The following is a 16,993-nucleotide window of genomic DNA, read 5'->3' on the forward strand; positions in this document are numbered from 1 at the left end:
TCCTTCGGGCTGGATCTGAACGCGCTAAATGGAGTGTTGGGATGGCAATCGGGGACACGGAGAATGGTAGCGGCGCGTCCGGCAATATCGGCGAGTCGAGCGGGTCAGGGGGGCAGGGTGCCATACGGCGTAGGAGCCTGCGTTTCATTGCGGGACTTCTGTCGATCGTTTTCGCCGCCGTGTGGTGCCTCCCGGTCCAGGCCGAGCAGCAAAAGATCGAGTATTGCGCGGACAATCGCGATGCGCCGGCGCCGACCTATCGCTGTTTCGACACATTGGGCGCCGCTGAGGCGTTCCTCCGGCAAGAACCGGTGCCTGCCGTTGGCCGTAAATACTTGCGGTCGACCAGCCCCAGCCAGTCTCCGAATGGCAACTACACCCTGTATTACAGCGTGCCGCCGAAGGCCCCCGAGCGTCTGTTCGGTTCGTGGTATTGGAGCGTCACTGTCAACGGCGGCGGCGCCTGGGGTACTGCGAACTGTGGTACCCGGGTTCCGATCTCATCGGTCGTCTCCTATGGTTGCGACAGCGAAGAGACCCTCAAGACCGATCTGCTGCGGACATGGCCTTACGGGCCGGACTGGTCGGGGAGTTATCGAGGCGAGTATTCGCCGATGCCGCCGTCAACGTGGTATGGAGTCGCACCGGATTCGACGACCGGACGCAGTTTCGTTTCGGTATGGCGTACGCACGAGCGAGAGTTCGTGGCCACGTCGGGCGACCAAACTTATTATCCGGTAGTTCGGCGAACCGATTACTACATGTGTCCAAAAGATTTCCGGGGCAAGTCGTCGGAGATGGGAGGCCGCTGGCCGGAGGTATGCGTCAACGAAACGACGGGCTACATCAGCGTCGTCTCCAGGCAGTACGACTCCTGCACCAAGAACGGGAATCCTTGCGTTGCTGCGACCGGCAACAAGGAGTACCGCGAAACCGACTTCGATTGGGACGGGTTGAGCTTCGTCCGCGCCTATAACTCCATTCGCGACATCCCGACCCGGTCGGGTATGGGTGGGAACTGGGCCCATACGTTCTCGGACTGGATCATGAACCGCTCTAGCTGCGGCGGCGATACCTGCATGCGCACCTGGATGCGCAGCGACGGCTACTACGAGCAGTTCCAGTTCGTCAGCGGCAATGCGTTCAAGTCGCCGAGTCGGCCCGGGGTCGTGCTCTATCGCGAGAGCGATCCGGTGGCGGCGGTGTCCGGGCGCTGGCGCATGGCGTTGGGCAATGGCAAGCAGTTGCGATTCGCCGACGATGGTAGCTTGCTCCGGATCGAGCAAGGTCAGCGGAGTTATGACCTCAAGTACTGCACGGACGCGGAGTTCCAGGCCGGCACCTGCGCGGTGCGTGGGGCCTTGAATCGGGTCGTGAGCGATACCGGCCGCACCCTGGAGTTCGAGTACGGCCAAGTGACGGTCCCGGTCGGGTCCGAACCCGACGAGACCCGCACCGATACCGTGATCAGCCGGATCAAGACCGGCGGCAAGGTGCTGGTCGAGTACGGTTACGACGCACAAGGCCGGTTGATCGGTGCCTCCATACCCGTGGGGCAAAGCGAACAGGGACGCAGTTACTTGTACGCCGAGCCCGCGCACCTGTGCCGCGATGCCGCCGACCAGCCCGTCGCGCAGTGCGCCCCGGCCGATTTCGCGGACTATATGACGGGTGTGATCGACGAAGCCGGAAAGCGCATCGCGACCTACAGCTACGGCCGCTACGGCCGGGTCACCCGCAGTGAACACGCCGATGGCATCGGCCGGGTGACGTCCGACTATAAGGACACCGGCAACGTCGAGGTGACCCTGCCGGGCGGGGCGAAGAAGACCTATCAGTTCGTCGAAACGCCTTTCCGCAAGCCGTCCGAGATTCTGCTGAGCGCCACCGACGGATCGGTGGCCGAGCGCATCACTCGCAATTACGACTGGATGTGGCTGACCAGCAGCATCGATGGCAAGCGTAACCGCACGAATTACGCTTACAACGGATTGCAGGAAACTTCCCGGGTCGAGGGATTGAGCGAGGGTGGTTCAGCGACCGCGTTCACCCGCACGGTGCGAACCGACTGGAACCCGAATTTCAACGAAGTCGCCAGCCGTCGCGTTTACGATGCGTCGAATGCGCTGAAATCGCAGCAGGACTTCGTCTACAACGATCGCGGCCAGGTGCTGACCGCGACGCAAGTAGATCCGGCTACCAGCGCGACCCGAACAACTACGTACGCCTACTGCGAGGCGGCAGATGTTGCAGCGGCCACTTGCCCGGTCTTGGGCCGTTTGCGGTCGGTGGATGGTCCCCGGAGCGATGTCGCTGACGTTAGCTCGTTCGTCTATTACCAGAACGACGATCCGTCCTGTGCCGGTTCTTCGGCTCCTTGCGCTTACCGCAAGGGCGACTTGTGGAAACTCCAGAACGCGCTGGGCCATGTCACCGAGTACTTGGGCTACGACGGCATGGGGCGGCCCGCGGCCACGCGCGACGCCAACGGCGTAAGGACCGACATCGAGTACGACGACCGCGGACGTGTGCTGGCGACCAAGCAACGCGGCGCCAACGATGTCGTCGAGACCGACGATCGCATTACCCGCATGGAGTACTGGCCCACGGGGCAGGTCAAGAAGGTCGTGTTGCCCGATGGCGCGACGACGACGTACGGCTACGACGTCGACAACCGTTTGGTTCGGATCGAGGACGCACAGGGCAATTCGATCCGCTACACGCTCGACGCGTCCGGCAATCGCTTGAAAGAGGATACCCACGCCAGCGACGGTACCCTCAAGCGGACGCTCTCGCGCGTCTACAACCAACTCGATCAACTGCAGGCCAACAAGGACGCCTCGCAGAACGCGACGGTGTATCGCTACGACGCCAGCGGCAACAAGGACCGTACGACCGACGCGCTTGGCCGGATCACCGATCAGGGCTACGACCCGCTGAATCGGTTGGTGCGGACGCTGCAGGATGTCGGCGGCCTCAACGTCGAAACCAAATTCGAGTACGACGCGCTCGACCGGCTGACCAAAGTCACCGATCCGAAGGGACTGAATACCATCTACGCCTACAACGGCTTCGGGGATCAGACCCGGCTGACCAGCCCGGACACCGGCATCACCGATTACACCTATAACGCCGCAGGCAGGGTCGCGACCAAGCAGGACGCCAACGACGCAGTGCCGCATCGTTACACCTACGACGCGCTCGGTCGCCCGAAAGCCGTGTTTTACACCGCCAGCGGACCGGCTGATGTGGAGTACGACTACGACACGGTCAACAGCGTCTGCACGGCCGGCGAGACTTTCGCGACCGGCCGAGTTGCCGCGATGCGTGCCGATGGAACAGAGCTGAAGTACTGCTACGACCGCTTCGGGCAAGTGGCGCGCAAGGTGCAGATCGTTGCGGGCAAGAGTTTCAGCCTGAGTTACACCTACACCCTCGGAGGGCAGCTCAGCACCGTTACCTATCCCGACGGCGCGATCGTGGACTATGTGCGCGATGCGCAGGCCCGGATCAAGGAGATCGGCGTTCGACCGAATGGTGGCGTCCGCGCGTTGCTGTTGAGCAACGCGACTTACAGTCCCTTTGGCCCGGTGACCGATTGGACCTATGGCAACGGCCGTGTCCTGAGCCGCACCTACGATCTGGATTACCGTGCGAAGACGATCCTCGATAACGCCAGTGGCGGTCTGTCGGTGGGGTATGGCTACAACGCGGTCGGCGAATTAACCGAGCTGAAGGATGGCTTGAACAGTGCGATTCAGGCGAAGTACGACTACGACACGCTCGGCCGGCTGACCGTTACTCGCGACGGCTTGTCCAATCCGCTGGAAACCTATGCCTACGATGAAACGGGTAACCGTAAGAGTCTGCTGCATGGCGGTATCACCGATGCTTACGTTTATCCGGCGACCAGTCACCGCCTAAGCAGCGTCGGCGGCGTGATTCGTGGCTACGACGCGGTAGGTAATTCCGTTAGCGTGGGAGGCATGGCGAAAGAGTTCGTTTACAACGCGAACGATCGATTGAGCCAGTTCAAGCAGGCGGGCGAGGTCAAGGCCAGCTATCTCTACAATACCGTCGGCGAACGTGTTGCAGTCTCGAGTGTGGAGGCAAGTTCCGTCGATAGCTACACGCTGTACGACGAGGCTGGCAATTGGATCGGTGACTACGATGGCATCGGCGTAGCCAAGCAGCAGGTGGTGTGGCTTGACGGCATTCCCGTCGGATTGATTGTGGGGGGCGGCGGAGTCCAGGCTCTGCATTACGTCCAATCAGATCATCTCGGAACGCCGCGCGCTGTCATCGATTCTGCTCGTGATGTCGCGGTCTGGACTTGGGATGCCAAGGGTGAGGTGTTTGGCGCCAGTGCACCGAACCAGGATCCCGATCTTGACGGTACATCGCTTGTGTTCGACATGCGATTTCCGGGGCAGCGATATGATGCTGCGAGCAACCAGTTTTACAATTATTTCCGCGATTATGACGCGGCAATAGGACGATACATTCAGAGTGACCCTATAGGCTTGATTGCTGGTCCGAGTACCTATGCTTATGTAGGCGGGGATCCGGTCAGCTATAAGGATCCTTACGGTCTGAGTAAGTTCGACCAGTTCTTTGGGCTGCCAAAGCAGTTCTGGCGGTGGTACCACCGGCAAGTCAAGAAGGCTGGCGACCCCGACCTCACGAAGGAAGAGGCGGAAGCATTGCGCAAGGAGTGGGATGATTTGGGTTGCCCTACGCCGGACACTAAGAAGAAGGGGCGGAGCAGTGAAAGAGGTAGTGCCGATCTCGGGCTTTTGGAGTGGCTGATTCCTTGGCAGATTACGCCTACTGAGTTGGGGTGTTCCGATCTGGATTGCGACCGTAACGGAATTCCGGATTTCACTGAGCCGAACAATCCGAAGAGTAATCCATGAGCCGGGTTTCCATTGAGGCGCTTCTTGCGATCTCGAATCCGAGTGTGATCCCACGCTCCAAATTGGACGGGTTGATTAGGCAGATGCCGGTAGTCGAGGCAGCGGATTCATCCTGGGGATTGACCCTAGAAGATCCATGCGAGTACACGGACACCGATTCGTGCCTGGAGGCCAATTTGGAAAGAATCGGTGTGTTGGGTGAATTCGCTTCCCAGGCGGGCTTGACGTTGAGGATTGCGGTTTACAACGAGAGTGCGACATATACCGGTCGGATCAAACCGCGTCAGGAAGTCGTTGATGCCGGCTTGCTTATCGAGCTAAGCGTTTATCCCACGGCATAGACCACCTTATGAGGTGTGCTGGTCCAGAGTTCGAGCCAGCAGGCTTCGCTTCGATAGAAGCGATTTTGCAAGGCCAAGTGCGGCCTTACGGGGCGGGCCGATCAAGCTGAGCGCGATCGAGAACGTACCCTCGCATTCATACAGATCGATCAGGTGCGTAGTTCCTGGTTTTGCTCTCGGCCTTCTTAGGGGCGGCTAGATCGCGCGGCCGCAAGGCCGCGCCGTGCTTGAGGTTGAAGTACCTCGCGCAGCATTTGCCTCTATGAGCCGCGCAGGCCGCGACTGCAGCCCTCGCATGATGAGTGCGCCGCCCCGGCGAGCCAATCAACTTTGCGCAATTCGCATTTTCGTTGCTGCCCTGCACAAAAAAACACATCCTCCGCGCCCTCAATCCCTGAAACGGCACATCTCCGGCCTTCCCGTTGATGGAACGTTCACACTCAAAAAAAGAGAATGATCGTTCATTCTACGGTCCGCCCGCAGTCCGTCCCGGCCGCACCACCGACCTGAGGCTCCCCCAATGCCGTCGCGCAAGTCCATGTCCTACAAGGCAATTTTCACTGTTTCCGCGCTTGCGCTGGCCCTCGCGGCCTGCGGTAAGGGCGGCGATCAACAAGGCGGCCCCGGCGGGCCGGGCGGCCAGAAGGGCCAAGTCACCGTGGTGACCCTGAAGCCCGAGACCATCACCCTGACCCGCGAGCTGCCGGGCCGGACCAGCGCGTCGCTGGTCGCGCAGGTACGGCCGCAGGTCAACGGCATCGTCGAGAAGCGCCTGTTCACCGAAGGCGGGCTGGTCAAGGCGGGGCAGCCGCTGTACCAGCTCGACGACAAGACCTACGCGGCCGACGCCGAGAACGCCAAGGCCACGCTGGCGCGCGCCGAGGCGTCGCTGAATTCGGCCCAGCTCAACGCGCGCCGCTCGACCGAGCTGGTCAAGATCGACGCGGTCAGCAAGCAGGACGACGAGAACGCGACCGCGACGCTCAAGCAGGCCCGCGCCGACGTCGCCGCCGGCCGCGCCCAGGTCGCCAGCACCGGGGTCATCCTCGGCCGCGCGCGCATCGTCTCGCCGATCAGCGGCCGCATCGGCAAGTCGGCGGTCACCGCCGGCGCGCTGGTCACCGCGAATCAGGCCGATGCGCTGGCGGTGGTGCAGCAGCTCGATCCGGTGTTCGTCGACATCAGCCAGTCCAGCGCCGAACTGCTGGCCCTGCGCAAGCAGATCGCCGCGGGCACGCTGAGCGAGGCGAGCACGCCGGTGCAGATCCTGCTCGAGGACGGCAGCCGCTACGAACACGACGGCAAGCTGGCGTTCTCCGAGGTCACGGTCGATGAAGGCACCGGCAGCTTCCTGCTGCGCGTGGTGGTGCCGAATCCCGACAACATCCTGATGCCGGGCATGTACGTGCGCGCCCAGGTCGGTACCGGCGTGCGCCAGAACGCGCTGCTGGTGCCGCAGCAGGGCGTGACCCGCGATCCCAAGGGCAACGCCACCGCGCTGGTCGTCAACGCCAAGAGCGAAGTCGAGCCGCGCGAGATCAAGGTCGGCCAGGCCATCGGCGACAAGTGGCTGGTCGAGGGCGGGCTGAAGGCCGGCGACAAGGTCATCGTCGAAGGCCTGCAGAAGATCGGCCCCGGCATGCCGGTGGACGCGACCGAGAAGGGCGCCGCGCCGGCCAAGCCGGCGGCCCCCGCCGCCGCGCCGAAGCAGTAATCGGAGACATTCATGGCACGGTTCTTCATCGATCGCCCCATCTTCGCGTGGGTTCTGGCGATCATCATCATGCTCGGTGGCGCGATCGCGATCACCCGGCTGCCCATCTCGCAATATCCCACCATCGCGCCGCCCACGGTCGCGGTGAACGCGTCGTATCCCGGCGCCTCGGCCAAAGCCGTCGAAAACTCGGTGACCCAGATCATCGAGCAGAACATGAAGGGCATCGACGGCCTGATGTACATGTCGGCGACCAGTTCGTCCGACGGCCAGGCCTCGGTGACGCTGACCTTCGAAAGCGGCACCGATCCGGACATCGCCCAGGTGCAGGTGCAGAACAAGCTGCAGCTGGCCACCCCGTTGCTGCCGCAGATCGTGCAGCAGCAGGGCGTGAGCGTGTCCAAGGCGAACTCGTCGTTCCTGCAGGTCATCGGCTTCGTGTCCGAGGACGGCAGCATGAACGGCGCCGACATCGCCGACTACGTGGCCGCCAACCTGGTCGACCCGCTCGCCCGCGTCAACGGCGTCGGCAGCACCCAGCTGTTCGGCACCAAGTACGCGATGCGGATCTGGCTCGATCCCGACAAGCTCAACACCTACAAGCTGACCCCGACCGACGTCATCAACGCCCTGCGCGCGCAGAACGCCCAGGTCGCGGTCGGCCAGCTCGGCGGTACGCCGTCGGTCAAGGGCCAGCAGCTCAACGCCACCATCACCGCGCAGGATCGCCTGCAGACCGCCGAACAGTTCAAGCAGATCGTGGTGCGCGCCAACAGCACCGGCGCGGTGCTGAAGCTGTCCGACGTCGCCCGCGTCGAGCTGGGCCAGGAGGACTACAGCACCATCGCCCGCTTCAACGGCAAGCCGGCCACCGGTATCGCCATCTCGCTGGCCACCGGCGCCAACGCGCTGGCCACCGCGCAGGCGGTGCAGGCCGAGCTGGAGCAGCTCAAGCCCTCGTTCCCGAAGGGCCTCAAGGCGGTGACGCCGTTCGACACCACGCCGTTCGTGCGCGTGGCGATCGAGGAAGTGGTCAAGACCCTGCTCGAAGCGATCGTGCTGGTGTTCCTGGTCATGTACCTGTTCCTGCAGAACTTCCGCGCCACCCTGATCCCGACGATCGCGGTGCCGGTGGTGTTGCTGGGTACGTTCGGCCTGCTCGCGCTGTTCGGCTACTCGGTCAACATGCTGACCATGTTCGCGGTGGTGCTCGCCATCGGCCTGTTGGTCGACGACGCCATCGTCGTGGTCGAGAACGTCGAGCGCGTGATGAGCGAGGAAGGCCTCTCGCCCAAGGAAGCCACGCGCAAGTCGATGGACCAGATCACCGGCGCCCTGATCGGTATCGGCCTGGTGCTGTCGGCGGTGTTCGTGCCGATGGCCTTCCTCGGCGGCGCCACCGGCGTGATCTACCGCCAGTTCTCGGTGACCATCGTCTCGGCGATGTTCCTGTCGGTGCTGGTCGCGATCGTGCTGACCCCGGCGCTGTGCGCGACCATGCTCAAGCCGATCCAGAAGGGCCATCACGCGTCCGACAAGGGCTTCTTCGGCTGGTTCAACAACAAGTTCGACGCCGGCAACAAGAAGTACCAGGGCGTGGTCCACGGCATCGTCACCCGCGCCGGCCGCTTCATGATCGTGTTTGCGGCGATGGCCGCGCTGATGGGCGTGCTGTTCTTCCGCCTACCGTCCTCGTTCCTGCCGCAGGAAGACCAGGGCTTCTTGTTCACCATCGTGCAGGCCCCGGTCGGCGCGACCCAGGAACGCACCGGCGAAGTGCTGAAGAAGGTCGAGGACCAGTTCCTCAACGACCCGGCCGTGGATTCGCTGTTCACCGTGCAGGGCTTCAGCTTCGCCGGCAACGGCCAGAACGCGGGCATGGCGTTCTCGCAGCTCAAGCCGTGGGAAGAGCGCGCCACCAGCTGGGGCGACCGCTTCAAGTCGTGGATGAGCTTCGGCAAGAACCCCGCGCCGGACAACAGCGTCAACGGCGTGGTCGGCCGCGCGATGGGCCGCTTCATGCAGATCAAGGACGCGTTCGTGTTCGCGCTGGCGCCGCCGGCGGTGTTCGAACTGGGCAACTCCAACGGCTTCGTGTTCTACATGAAGGACAACGGCGCGCTCGGCCACGATGCGCTGGTGGCCGCGCGCAACCAGTTCCTCGGCATGGCCGCGCAGAGCCAGTTGCTGCAGAACGTGCGTCCCAACGGCATGGAGGACACCCCGCAGTTCCGCGTCGACGTCGACAACCAGAAGGCCGCCGCGCTGGGCCTGAGCATCGCCGACATCAACTCGACCTTGCAGGCGGCTTGGGGCGGCCAGTACATCGACGACTTCGTCGACCGCGGCCGGGTCAAGCGCGTCTACGTGCAGGCCGATGCGCCGTTCCGCATGGTGCCCAGCGACTTCAACCGCTGGTACGTGCGCAACGACAAGGGCGAGATGGTGCCGTTCTCGGCGTTCGCCACGACCCGTTGGGAATACGGCTCGCCGCGCCTGGAGCGCTACAACGGCGTGTCCGCGCTGGAAATCAACGGCGAGGCCAAGCCGGGCGTGAGCTCGGGCCAGGCCATGGCCGAGGTCGAGAAGCTGGTGGCGCAGTTGCCGCAGGGCATCGGCCTGGAGTGGACCGGCCTGTCGTTCCAGGAACGCCAGGCGGGCGCGCAGACGCCGCTGCTGTACACGCTGTCGCTGCTGATCGTGTTCCTGTGTCTGGCGGCGATGTACGAGAGCTGGGCGATCCCGACCTCGGTGCTGCTGATCGCGCCGATGGGCATCCTCGGCACGGTGTTGGCGACCTGGGCGCGCGGCATGGAGCGCGACGTGTACTTCCAGGTGGCGATGCTCACCACGGTCGGCTTGTCGAGCAAGAACGCGATCCTGATCGTGGAGTTCGCCAAGGAAAACCTGGAGAAGGGCATGGACCTGATCGAGGCCACGCTGGCCGCGGTCCGCGACCGCTTGCGCCCGATCATCATGACCTCGCTGGCGTTCGGCCTGGGCGTGTTGCCGCTGGCCCTGGCCTCGGGCGCGGGTTCCGGCGCGCAGCGCGCGATCGGCACCGGCGTGCTCGGCGGCATGGTCGTGGGTACCTTCCTGGGCATCTTCTTCGTCCCGCTGTTCTTCGTCGTAGTCGAGAAGATCTTCGTCCGCAAGAAACACGCGCCCGCTGAGCACAGCGCCCAAGGAGCGCAGAGCCATGAGTAAGTTTTCGACCCACGCCCTGGCGCTGGCGATCGCCCTGGCGGCGACCGGCTGCGTGAGCCTGGCGCCCAAGCTGCCGGCGCAGGAGGCCGGCATCCCGGCGCAGTGGCCGCTGCCGCCGACCACCCAGTCCTTCGTCGGCGCGCAGCCGCTGACCTCCGATCCGGCGGCGTCGCAAACCGCCGCCGCGAGCGAAGGCGCGGCGGTGGCCGACATCGGCTGGCGCGATTTCTTCGAAGACCCGAACCTGGAGCAGCTGATCGGCCGCGCGCTGGACAACAACCGCGACCTGCGCGTGGCCGTGCTCAACGTCGAGAAGGCGCGCGCGCAGTACCGCATCCAGCGCGCCGACCGCTTGCCCGCGTTGAACGCCACGGCGCAGCTGCGGCGCACCGGCGGCGACAACCAGCAGGTCGTCGACGAGTACCAGGCCGGCGCGTCCATCGCCAACTTCGAGCTCGACCTGTTCGGCCGCGTACGCAGCCTGAGCCAGTCGGCGTTGCAGCGTTACTTCGCCGAAGAGGAGGCGCGCCGCGCCGCCCAGCTGAGCCTGATCGCCGAAGTCGCCAACGCCTACCTGACCCTGGCCGCGGACCGCGAGCTGCTGTCGGTGTCGGAGGCGACGCTGAAGAACCAGCAGTCGGCTTACGACCTGACCCAGAAGCGTCGCGAACTCGGCGCGGTCTCGGGGCTTGAACTGAGCCAGGCGCGGACCCAGGTCGAACAGGCGCGCGCCGACGCGGCGCGTTACGCCGGGCAGGTGGCGCAGGACACCAATGCGCTGAACCTGCTGGTCGGCGAACAGGTCGATCCGGCGCTGCTGCCGAGCAAGCTCACCGCCGGCGTCGCCGGCCTGGCGGCGTTGCCGCAGGGGCTGCCGTCGGAGGTGTTGCTGCGCCGTCCCGACGTGCTCCAGGCCGAGCACCTGCTGCGCGCGCAGAACGCCAACATCGGCGCCGCGCGCGCCGCGTTCTTCCCGTCGATCAGCCTGACCGGCTTCCTCGGCAGCGCCAGCAACGAACTGTCGGGGCTGTTCGATTCGAACACCCGCAGCTGGCTGGTCAATCCGGTGGTCAACATCCCGATCTTCCAGGGCGGCAAGCTGCGCGCCAACCTGGCCTCGGCGAAGGCCGACCAGAAGATCGCGCTGGCCCAGTACGAGAAGGCGATCCAGGCCGGCTTCCGCGACGTGTCCGACGCGCTGGCGCTGACCAAGACCCTGGCCGAACAGCGCCAGGCGCAGGAAGCGCTGGTCGAGGCGGCCGCGCGCGCCGACCAGTTGTCGACCGCGCGCTACAAGGCCGGCCGCGACAGCTACCTCAACCAGCTCGATGCCCAGCGCACGCTGTACGGCGCGCAGCAGGGGCTGGTGACCACGCGCCTGGCCGAGCAGAGCAATCGGGTCGCGCTGTACAAAGTGCTCGGAGGTGGCTGGAACGAGCGCAGCCAATGAGCAGCCCCGGCAACACGACCGCCAAGCCCAGCGCCAAGGCCGCCGCGCGCGCGCAGGCCCAGCGCGAGCGCATCCTGGTCGCGGCGCAGCGATGTTTCGTCGTGCACGGCTTCCATGCCGCCAGCATGGCCAACATCGCCGAAACCGCGGGCATGAGCGCCGGGCTGATCTACCGCTACTTCAAGGGCAAGAACGACATCATCCTGGCCATCATCGAGCGCCAGCTCGAGGAGGCCCGGGCCGATGTGGCCAAGCTCAACACCAGCAGCGACCTGGTCGGCGGGATCGCCGAGGTCTTCCAGCAATGGCAGGCCAACGATCCCGGCATCACCAGCGCGGCCTTGTTCCTGGAGCTGACCGCCGAAGCCACGCGCGATCCGGAGATCGCCGCGGCCACGCACGCCTCCGACAAGGTGTTCCGGGCGGATCTGGCCTCGTGGTTCGCGCGCAGCGCCGCCGAGGGCGGCCTGGGCGTGCCGCAGGACCAGGTCGGCACGCGGGTGTTGATCCTGCAGTCGTTGATCGAAGGATTGGCGATGCGCGCGATCAGCCAGCCCGACCTCACCGTCGATCAGGTCAAGACCGCGTTGAGCCAGTTCCTGCCGAGCCTGTTGACGGCGCAGGCCTGAGACGGGGCCGGTCCGGCCCGAAGCGATAACGAAACGAGCCGCGGTCGCGGGACCGCGGCTCGTTTCGTTTCGATAGCGGCGAATGTAGGGTCGCACCCTGTAGGAGCGGCGCAAGCCGCGACTGCGGCAACGCAACCATGACGAAGCTCGCGGCGTAGTTGCGTTGTCGCGGTCGCGGCTCGCGCCGCTCCTACAGGAATGCCGCGCGGCTATCGCGCGAGTTGCTTGGCCAACTGGCCCAACGTCTTCAACGCCGCTTCCATCGCCCGATCCCACGGCTGCCCGCAGCTCAACCGCACGTGGTGGGTGTAATCGCCGCGGTTGGAAAACAGATGCCCCGGCAGGATGCCGATGCCGCGCGCCAGCGCCGCTTCGAACAAGGCCTGGCCGTCGCTGCGTTCGGGCAACTCCACCCACAGCGTCATCCCGCCGGCCGGTTCGGCCACGCAGGTGCCCTCGGGCCAGTGGTCCAGCAGCGCCTGCCGGTAGGCCTGGGCGTTGCCGGCCAAGGCGCGGCGCAGGCGGCGCAGGCCGCGTTCGATGTCGTGGCGGGCGAGGAAGTCGATCAGCGCCATCTGCGGCAGGGTCGCGGTGGCGACGGTGGAGAAGCTCTTGGTGCGCAGCAGCTCCGAGCGCCGCCGGCCGCCGAGCATCCAGCCCACGCGCAGGCCGGGCGCGAGGATCTTCGAATACGAGCCGCAGGTGACGACATGCTCGCCGTCGTCGTAGCGGCGCAGCGGCGCGGGCCGTTCGCCCGAATAGGCCAGTTCGCCGTACAGATCGTCCTCGATCAACACCGTGCCGTGCGCGGCGCAGGCGGCGACGATCTCGCGCTTGGCCGCCTCGCCGGTGAGGCTGCCGAGCGGGTTGTTGAAGTTCGGCACCAGCAGCGCCGCGCGCACGGCGTGGCGTTCGAGCAGTTCGCGCAGTTGCGCCGGATCCAGGCCGCGGCCGGGATGGTTGGGGATCTCCAGCACGCGCAGCCCGTGCGCGGCCACCGCCTGCAACAGGCCGTGGTAGGTCGGCGTTTCCAGGATCACGATGTCGCCGGGCCGGGTCAGCGTGCGCAGGGTCAGGCTGATCGCCTCCATCGCGCCGGCGGTGACGATGACCTCGTCCGGATCGATCTCCACCCCGCATTGCGCGTAGCGCTGGGCGATGCGCTCTCGCAGCGCCGGCAGGCCCTGCGGCACGGTGTAGCCGAGCGCGGCGGCGGGATCGCGGCGCATCGCCCGGGTCACCGATGCGGCCAGCGCGGCGCTCGGCAGCAGCGCCGCGGCCGGGGTCGCGGCGTGCAGCGGCACCAGGTCGCGGCGCGATTGCACATCGAGCACGCCGAGCAGCGCGGGATTGCGCATCGGCGTCGGCGCGCGCGACAGATGGCGAGCGCGGTGGCTGCGCGGCGGCGCCGCCGGCGCGGCGCGCACGTAGTAGCCCGAGCGCGGCCGCGCCTCGATCAGGCCTTCGCGTTCGAGTTGCTGGTAAGCCTCGACCGCGGTGGCCAGGCTGATGCGCTGATCGCGGCCGAGCCGGCGCAGCGACGGCAGGCGTTCGCCGGCGCGCAGCACGCCGCGCTGGATCTGCCGGCGCATGCGCTCGGCGAGGCGTTCGTAGAGCAGCTCCTGGGACATCACGAACCTCGCGACTGGAAAGCCCCTCTCCCGCAAGCGGGAGAGGGGGTGGGTGAGGGCGCGGCCGCCCGGCGATGCGCTTGCCCTCACTCCGGCCCGCTCCCGCAAGCGGGAGAGGGAGCAAGACAGCGGGTGAATCTGTATCGGTCGAAATTCATCCTAACTGAATCTGTATCGGTCCACCGCCCGGACCTACCCTGAGCCTCCCGTCCCCGTCCGTCCCCCCATGAGCACCGTCGCCGCCACCGCGCCGAGCGCCGATTCGCGCACCGCGCTGATCCAGTTGCTGATCGCCGAACTGTTGATCGGCTCGGTCGGCGTGTTCGTGCACGAGAGCGGCCAGGACGCGATCACCGCGGTGCTGTTCCGCTGCGTGTTCGGCGTCGTCTTCCTGCTCGCCTGGGGTTGGGCGCGTGGCTTGTTCCGCGGCCTGCTCGGCGAGCGTGCGCTGATCCGCTCGGCGGTGTTCAGCGGCGTGCTGCTGGTGCTGAACTGGGTCGCCCTGTTCGCCGGCATGCAGCGCTCGTCGATCGGCGTGGCGACGATGGTCTACCACTTCTTCCCGTTCGTGGTGCTGGGCCTGGCCGCGGCGTTCTACGGCGAGCGCAGCCGCGCCGCCGACATCGGCTGGACCGCGATCGCCTTCGTCGGCGTGCTGTGCTCGGCCGATCCGTTCAAGCTGCTGCGCAGCGCCGACAGCGGCTATCTGATCGGGGTCGGCCTGACCTTCGTCGCGGCGGTGCTGTGCGGCGCCTCGTTGCTGCTGTCGCGCCGGATCAGCCGCGAGCGGCCGTTCGCGGTGGTGCTGATCCAGTGCCTGGTCGGGGTGGTCATGCTGGCGCCGTTCGCCGACTACGCCAAGGTCATGCTGCCCGGCGCGCACTGGTTCTGGCTGGCCGGTCTCGGCCTGATCCACAGCGGCGTGTGCTACGTGCTGTTCTATTCGTCCTACCCGCGCCTGCAGGTGGCGACGATCGCGGTGCTGGCCTTCATCTATCCGGTGGTCGCGCTGCTGCTGGATTACGCGGTCTACGGCCACACCCTGGCGCCGGTGCAGAGCCTGGGCGTGGCGCTGATCGTGCTCGGCACGCTCGGCGTCAACCTCAAGTGGCGGTGGCGCCTGCGCGCGCAGCCGGCGCGCGCATGAGCGCGCGGGCCCGGGCGTACGCCGCGCCCGCGCAACGGTATACGGTTGCGGCGACGACGGTTTTCTCGACCCGTTCCGCCCATTAGCGGATCCGCCGCGCCCTCGCGCGCGGTGGCCGGCACAAGGACGCGCCGGTGGGACTTTGTCGCGCGACGCCCGTGCTGTGAATGCGGTCACGCGCGTTCAGTCGCGAGCGGCGTTCGTCGCCGGTTCGTCGCAGGGCGCTCACGCAGCGGACGAACGAATGCCTGCGATCCCCGATTCGCGTTTGCGACATCGCTCGCGTTTTGCGCGTGCGGATTCGACTTTTGCCGAACTCCCGCGCGATAAAAAACGTTATCGTCGAGATGCAAAAGGGATGCCAACGGATTCGTCCATGCCGCCTCGAAACGTCGATCGGTTCAGTTCCATCAGCGCAGAAGAGGCCAGCGGGACCGACGCCGCGTCGGCCGCCGCGACCGCCGCGGTCCAGGCCCTGATTCCCCACCGTACCCGCGAACTGGCCATCACCTATGGCCTGGGCGCGCGCCTGCACCACGGCGAGCGCCATTGGGACGACATCCGCGACGAGCTCGCGCGCGGCTGGGAACGGTTGCGCGGGGCCGAGCGCGCGTCGTGGTCGCAGGTCGAGGCCGACGTCGAAGGCGCCTGGCGGCTGGTATTGGCCGACTGAACAAAAAAACGCCGCCCTCGCGGGCGGCGCAAAGTACCGCAACAAACCCAACGCGGATCCTGGCTCAGCCCTTGATGCAGACCACCTGGCGCAAGGTGTGTACCACTTCGACCAGGTCGGCCTGCGCCGCCATCACCGCCTCGATCGGCTTGTACGCCGCCGGCGATTCGTCGATGACCGCCGCGTCCTTGCGGCATTCCACGTGGGCGGTGGCTTCGCGGTGCTGCTTGAGGGTGATGCTGCGGCGCGCCTCGGCCCGGCTCATCACCCGGCCGGCGCCGTGGCTGCAGCTGTGGAAGCTGTCGGCGTTGCCCTTGCCGCGCACGATGTAGCTGCGCGCGCCCATGCTGCCGGGAATGATCCCGAGCTCGCCCTCGCGCGCGCTGACCGCGCCCTTGCGCGTCACCCACAACGGCTCGCCGAAGTGCTGTTCGCGCTGGACGTAGTTGTGGTGGCAGTTGACCGCGGTCTTGTCGAGCTGGAACTTCGGCAGCTGGATGCGCATGGCGTGCAGCACCCGGTCCATCATCGCCTCGCGGTTGTGGCGGGCGTAGTCCTGGGCCCAGCCGACCGCTTCGACGTAGTCGTCGAACAAGGGCTCGCCTTCGAGCAGGAAGGCCAGGTCCTTGTCCGGCAGGTGGAAGCCGAGCGTGCGCTTCTCCAGCTTGATCCGCGCCAGCTCGATGAAGTAGCTGCCGATCAGGTTGCCGGTGCCGCGCGAGCCGGAGTGCAGCATCACCCACACCGCGCCGGCCTCGTCCAGGCACAGCTCGATGAAGTGGTTGCCGCCGCCGAGCGTGCCGATCTGCTTGTCGAGCTTGTCGGTGCGCAGCTTGCGGTGCTTGGCGTGGATCGCGTCGAGCCGCGTCGCCAGCCCCGACTTCGCCAGCCGGGTGGCATGGCTGTCGGGCAGGCGCCGGTGCTCGCCGCCGCGGCCGTTGCCGACCGGCACGCAGTGCTCGATCGCCGCGCGCACGCGGGCCAGGCTGTCGGGCAGGTCCTGGGCCCGCAGCGTGGTGCGCACCGCGGCCATGCCGCAGCCGATGTCGACGCCGACCGCGGCGGGAATGATCGCGCCGCGCGTGGGCACCACCGAGCCGACCGTGGCGCCCTTGCCCAGGTGCACGTCGGGCATCGCCGCGACCCAGGGGCCGACATGGGGCAGGGCGGCGATGTTGCGCAGCTGGCGCTTGGCGCCCTCGTCGACCGGCACCCCGCGGATCCAGGCCTTGACCGGGGCCACGCCTTCGTCGGCGTGGAGCAGTTCGTAGTGTGAAGTACTCAT

The 16,993-nt window shown here is 66.2% G+C and carries 10 protein-coding genes; 8 read left to right on the top strand and 2 right to left on the bottom strand.

Annotated features, from left to right (window positions below; translation table 11 throughout):
* Positions 1–41 precede the first annotated feature (41 nt).
* From JHW41_RS02935 to JHW41_RS02960, 6 genes are all read left to right on the top strand, one after another.
* Positions 42–4,916: an RHS repeat-associated core domain-containing protein gene (locus JHW41_RS02935; RefSeq protein WP_250448978.1), complete on the top strand. Its 4,875-nt coding sequence runs from the start codon at positions 42–44 to the stop codon at positions 4,914–4,916.
* Positions 4,913–5,257 carry a hypothetical protein gene (locus tag JHW41_RS02940; RefSeq protein WP_138885372.1) on the top strand — a complete coding sequence of 115 codons (345 nt, stop codon included), beginning with the start codon at positions 4,913–4,915 and terminating at the stop codon, positions 5,255–5,257. The genes JHW41_RS02935 and JHW41_RS02940 overlap by 4 nt, the downstream gene beginning before the upstream one ends.
* A gap of 538 nt (positions 5,258–5,795) precedes the next feature.
* Positions 5,796–6,971, top strand: coding sequence for an efflux RND transporter periplasmic adaptor subunit (locus JHW41_RS02945; protein ID WP_197414779.1), 1,176 nt, complete (start codon positions 5,796–5,798; stop codon positions 6,969–6,971).
* Positions 6,972–6,983: 12 nt separating this feature from the next.
* Positions 6,984–10,178, top strand: coding sequence for an efflux RND transporter permease subunit (locus JHW41_RS02950; RefSeq protein ID WP_250448979.1), 3,195 nt, complete (start codon positions 6,984–6,986; stop codon positions 10,176–10,178).
* The gene (locus JHW41_RS02955; RefSeq protein WP_250448980.1) at positions 10,171–11,628 is read left to right on the top strand and encodes an efflux transporter outer membrane subunit; all 1,458 of its coding nucleotides are present in this window, start codon (positions 10,171–10,173) and stop codon (positions 11,626–11,628) included. The genes JHW41_RS02950 and JHW41_RS02955 overlap by 8 nt, the downstream gene beginning before the upstream one ends.
* Positions 11,625–12,257, top strand: a complete 633-nt coding sequence (locus JHW41_RS02960) for a TetR/AcrR family transcriptional regulator (RefSeq protein ID WP_057949237.1) — start codon at positions 11,625–11,627, stop codon at positions 12,255–12,257. Before JHW41_RS02955 ends, JHW41_RS02960 begins: the two co-directional genes overlap by 4 nt.
* Before the next feature lie 209 nt (positions 12,258–12,466).
* Here the strand turns inward: JHW41_RS02960 and JHW41_RS02965 are convergent, their stop codons facing one another.
* Positions 12,467–13,888 (bottom strand): PLP-dependent aminotransferase family protein, encoded by a 1,422-nt coding sequence (locus JHW41_RS02965; protein ID WP_078997771.1) that lies wholly within the window; start codon positions 13,886–13,888, stop codon positions 12,467–12,469.
* 226 nt (positions 13,889–14,114) lie between these two features.
* Between JHW41_RS02965 and JHW41_RS02970 the strand changes: the two genes are divergently transcribed.
* Together JHW41_RS02970 and JHW41_RS02975 are read left to right on the top strand one after the other, a co-directional pair.
* Positions 14,115–15,035 (top strand): DMT family transporter, encoded by a 921-nt coding sequence (locus JHW41_RS02970; protein WP_250448981.1) that lies wholly within the window; start codon positions 14,115–14,117, stop codon positions 15,033–15,035.
* Positions 15,036–15,279: 244 nt separating this feature from the next.
* Positions 15,280–15,708 (top strand): hypothetical protein, encoded by a 429-nt coding sequence (locus JHW41_RS02975; RefSeq protein ID WP_250448982.1) that lies wholly within the window; start codon positions 15,280–15,282, stop codon positions 15,706–15,708.
* A gap of 64 nt (positions 15,709–15,772) precedes the next feature.
* Here JHW41_RS02975 and JHW41_RS02980 read toward each other — a convergent pair whose 3' ends face one another.
* The gene (locus JHW41_RS02980; protein ID WP_250448983.1) at positions 15,773–16,993 is read right to left on the bottom strand and encodes an RtcB family protein; all 1,221 of its coding nucleotides are present in this window, start codon (positions 16,991–16,993) and stop codon (positions 15,773–15,775) included.

This window comes from Lysobacter enzymogenes, assembly GCF_023617245.1.
Taxonomy (GTDB): Bacteria; Pseudomonadota; Gammaproteobacteria; order Xanthomonadales; family Xanthomonadaceae; genus Lysobacter; species Lysobacter yananisis.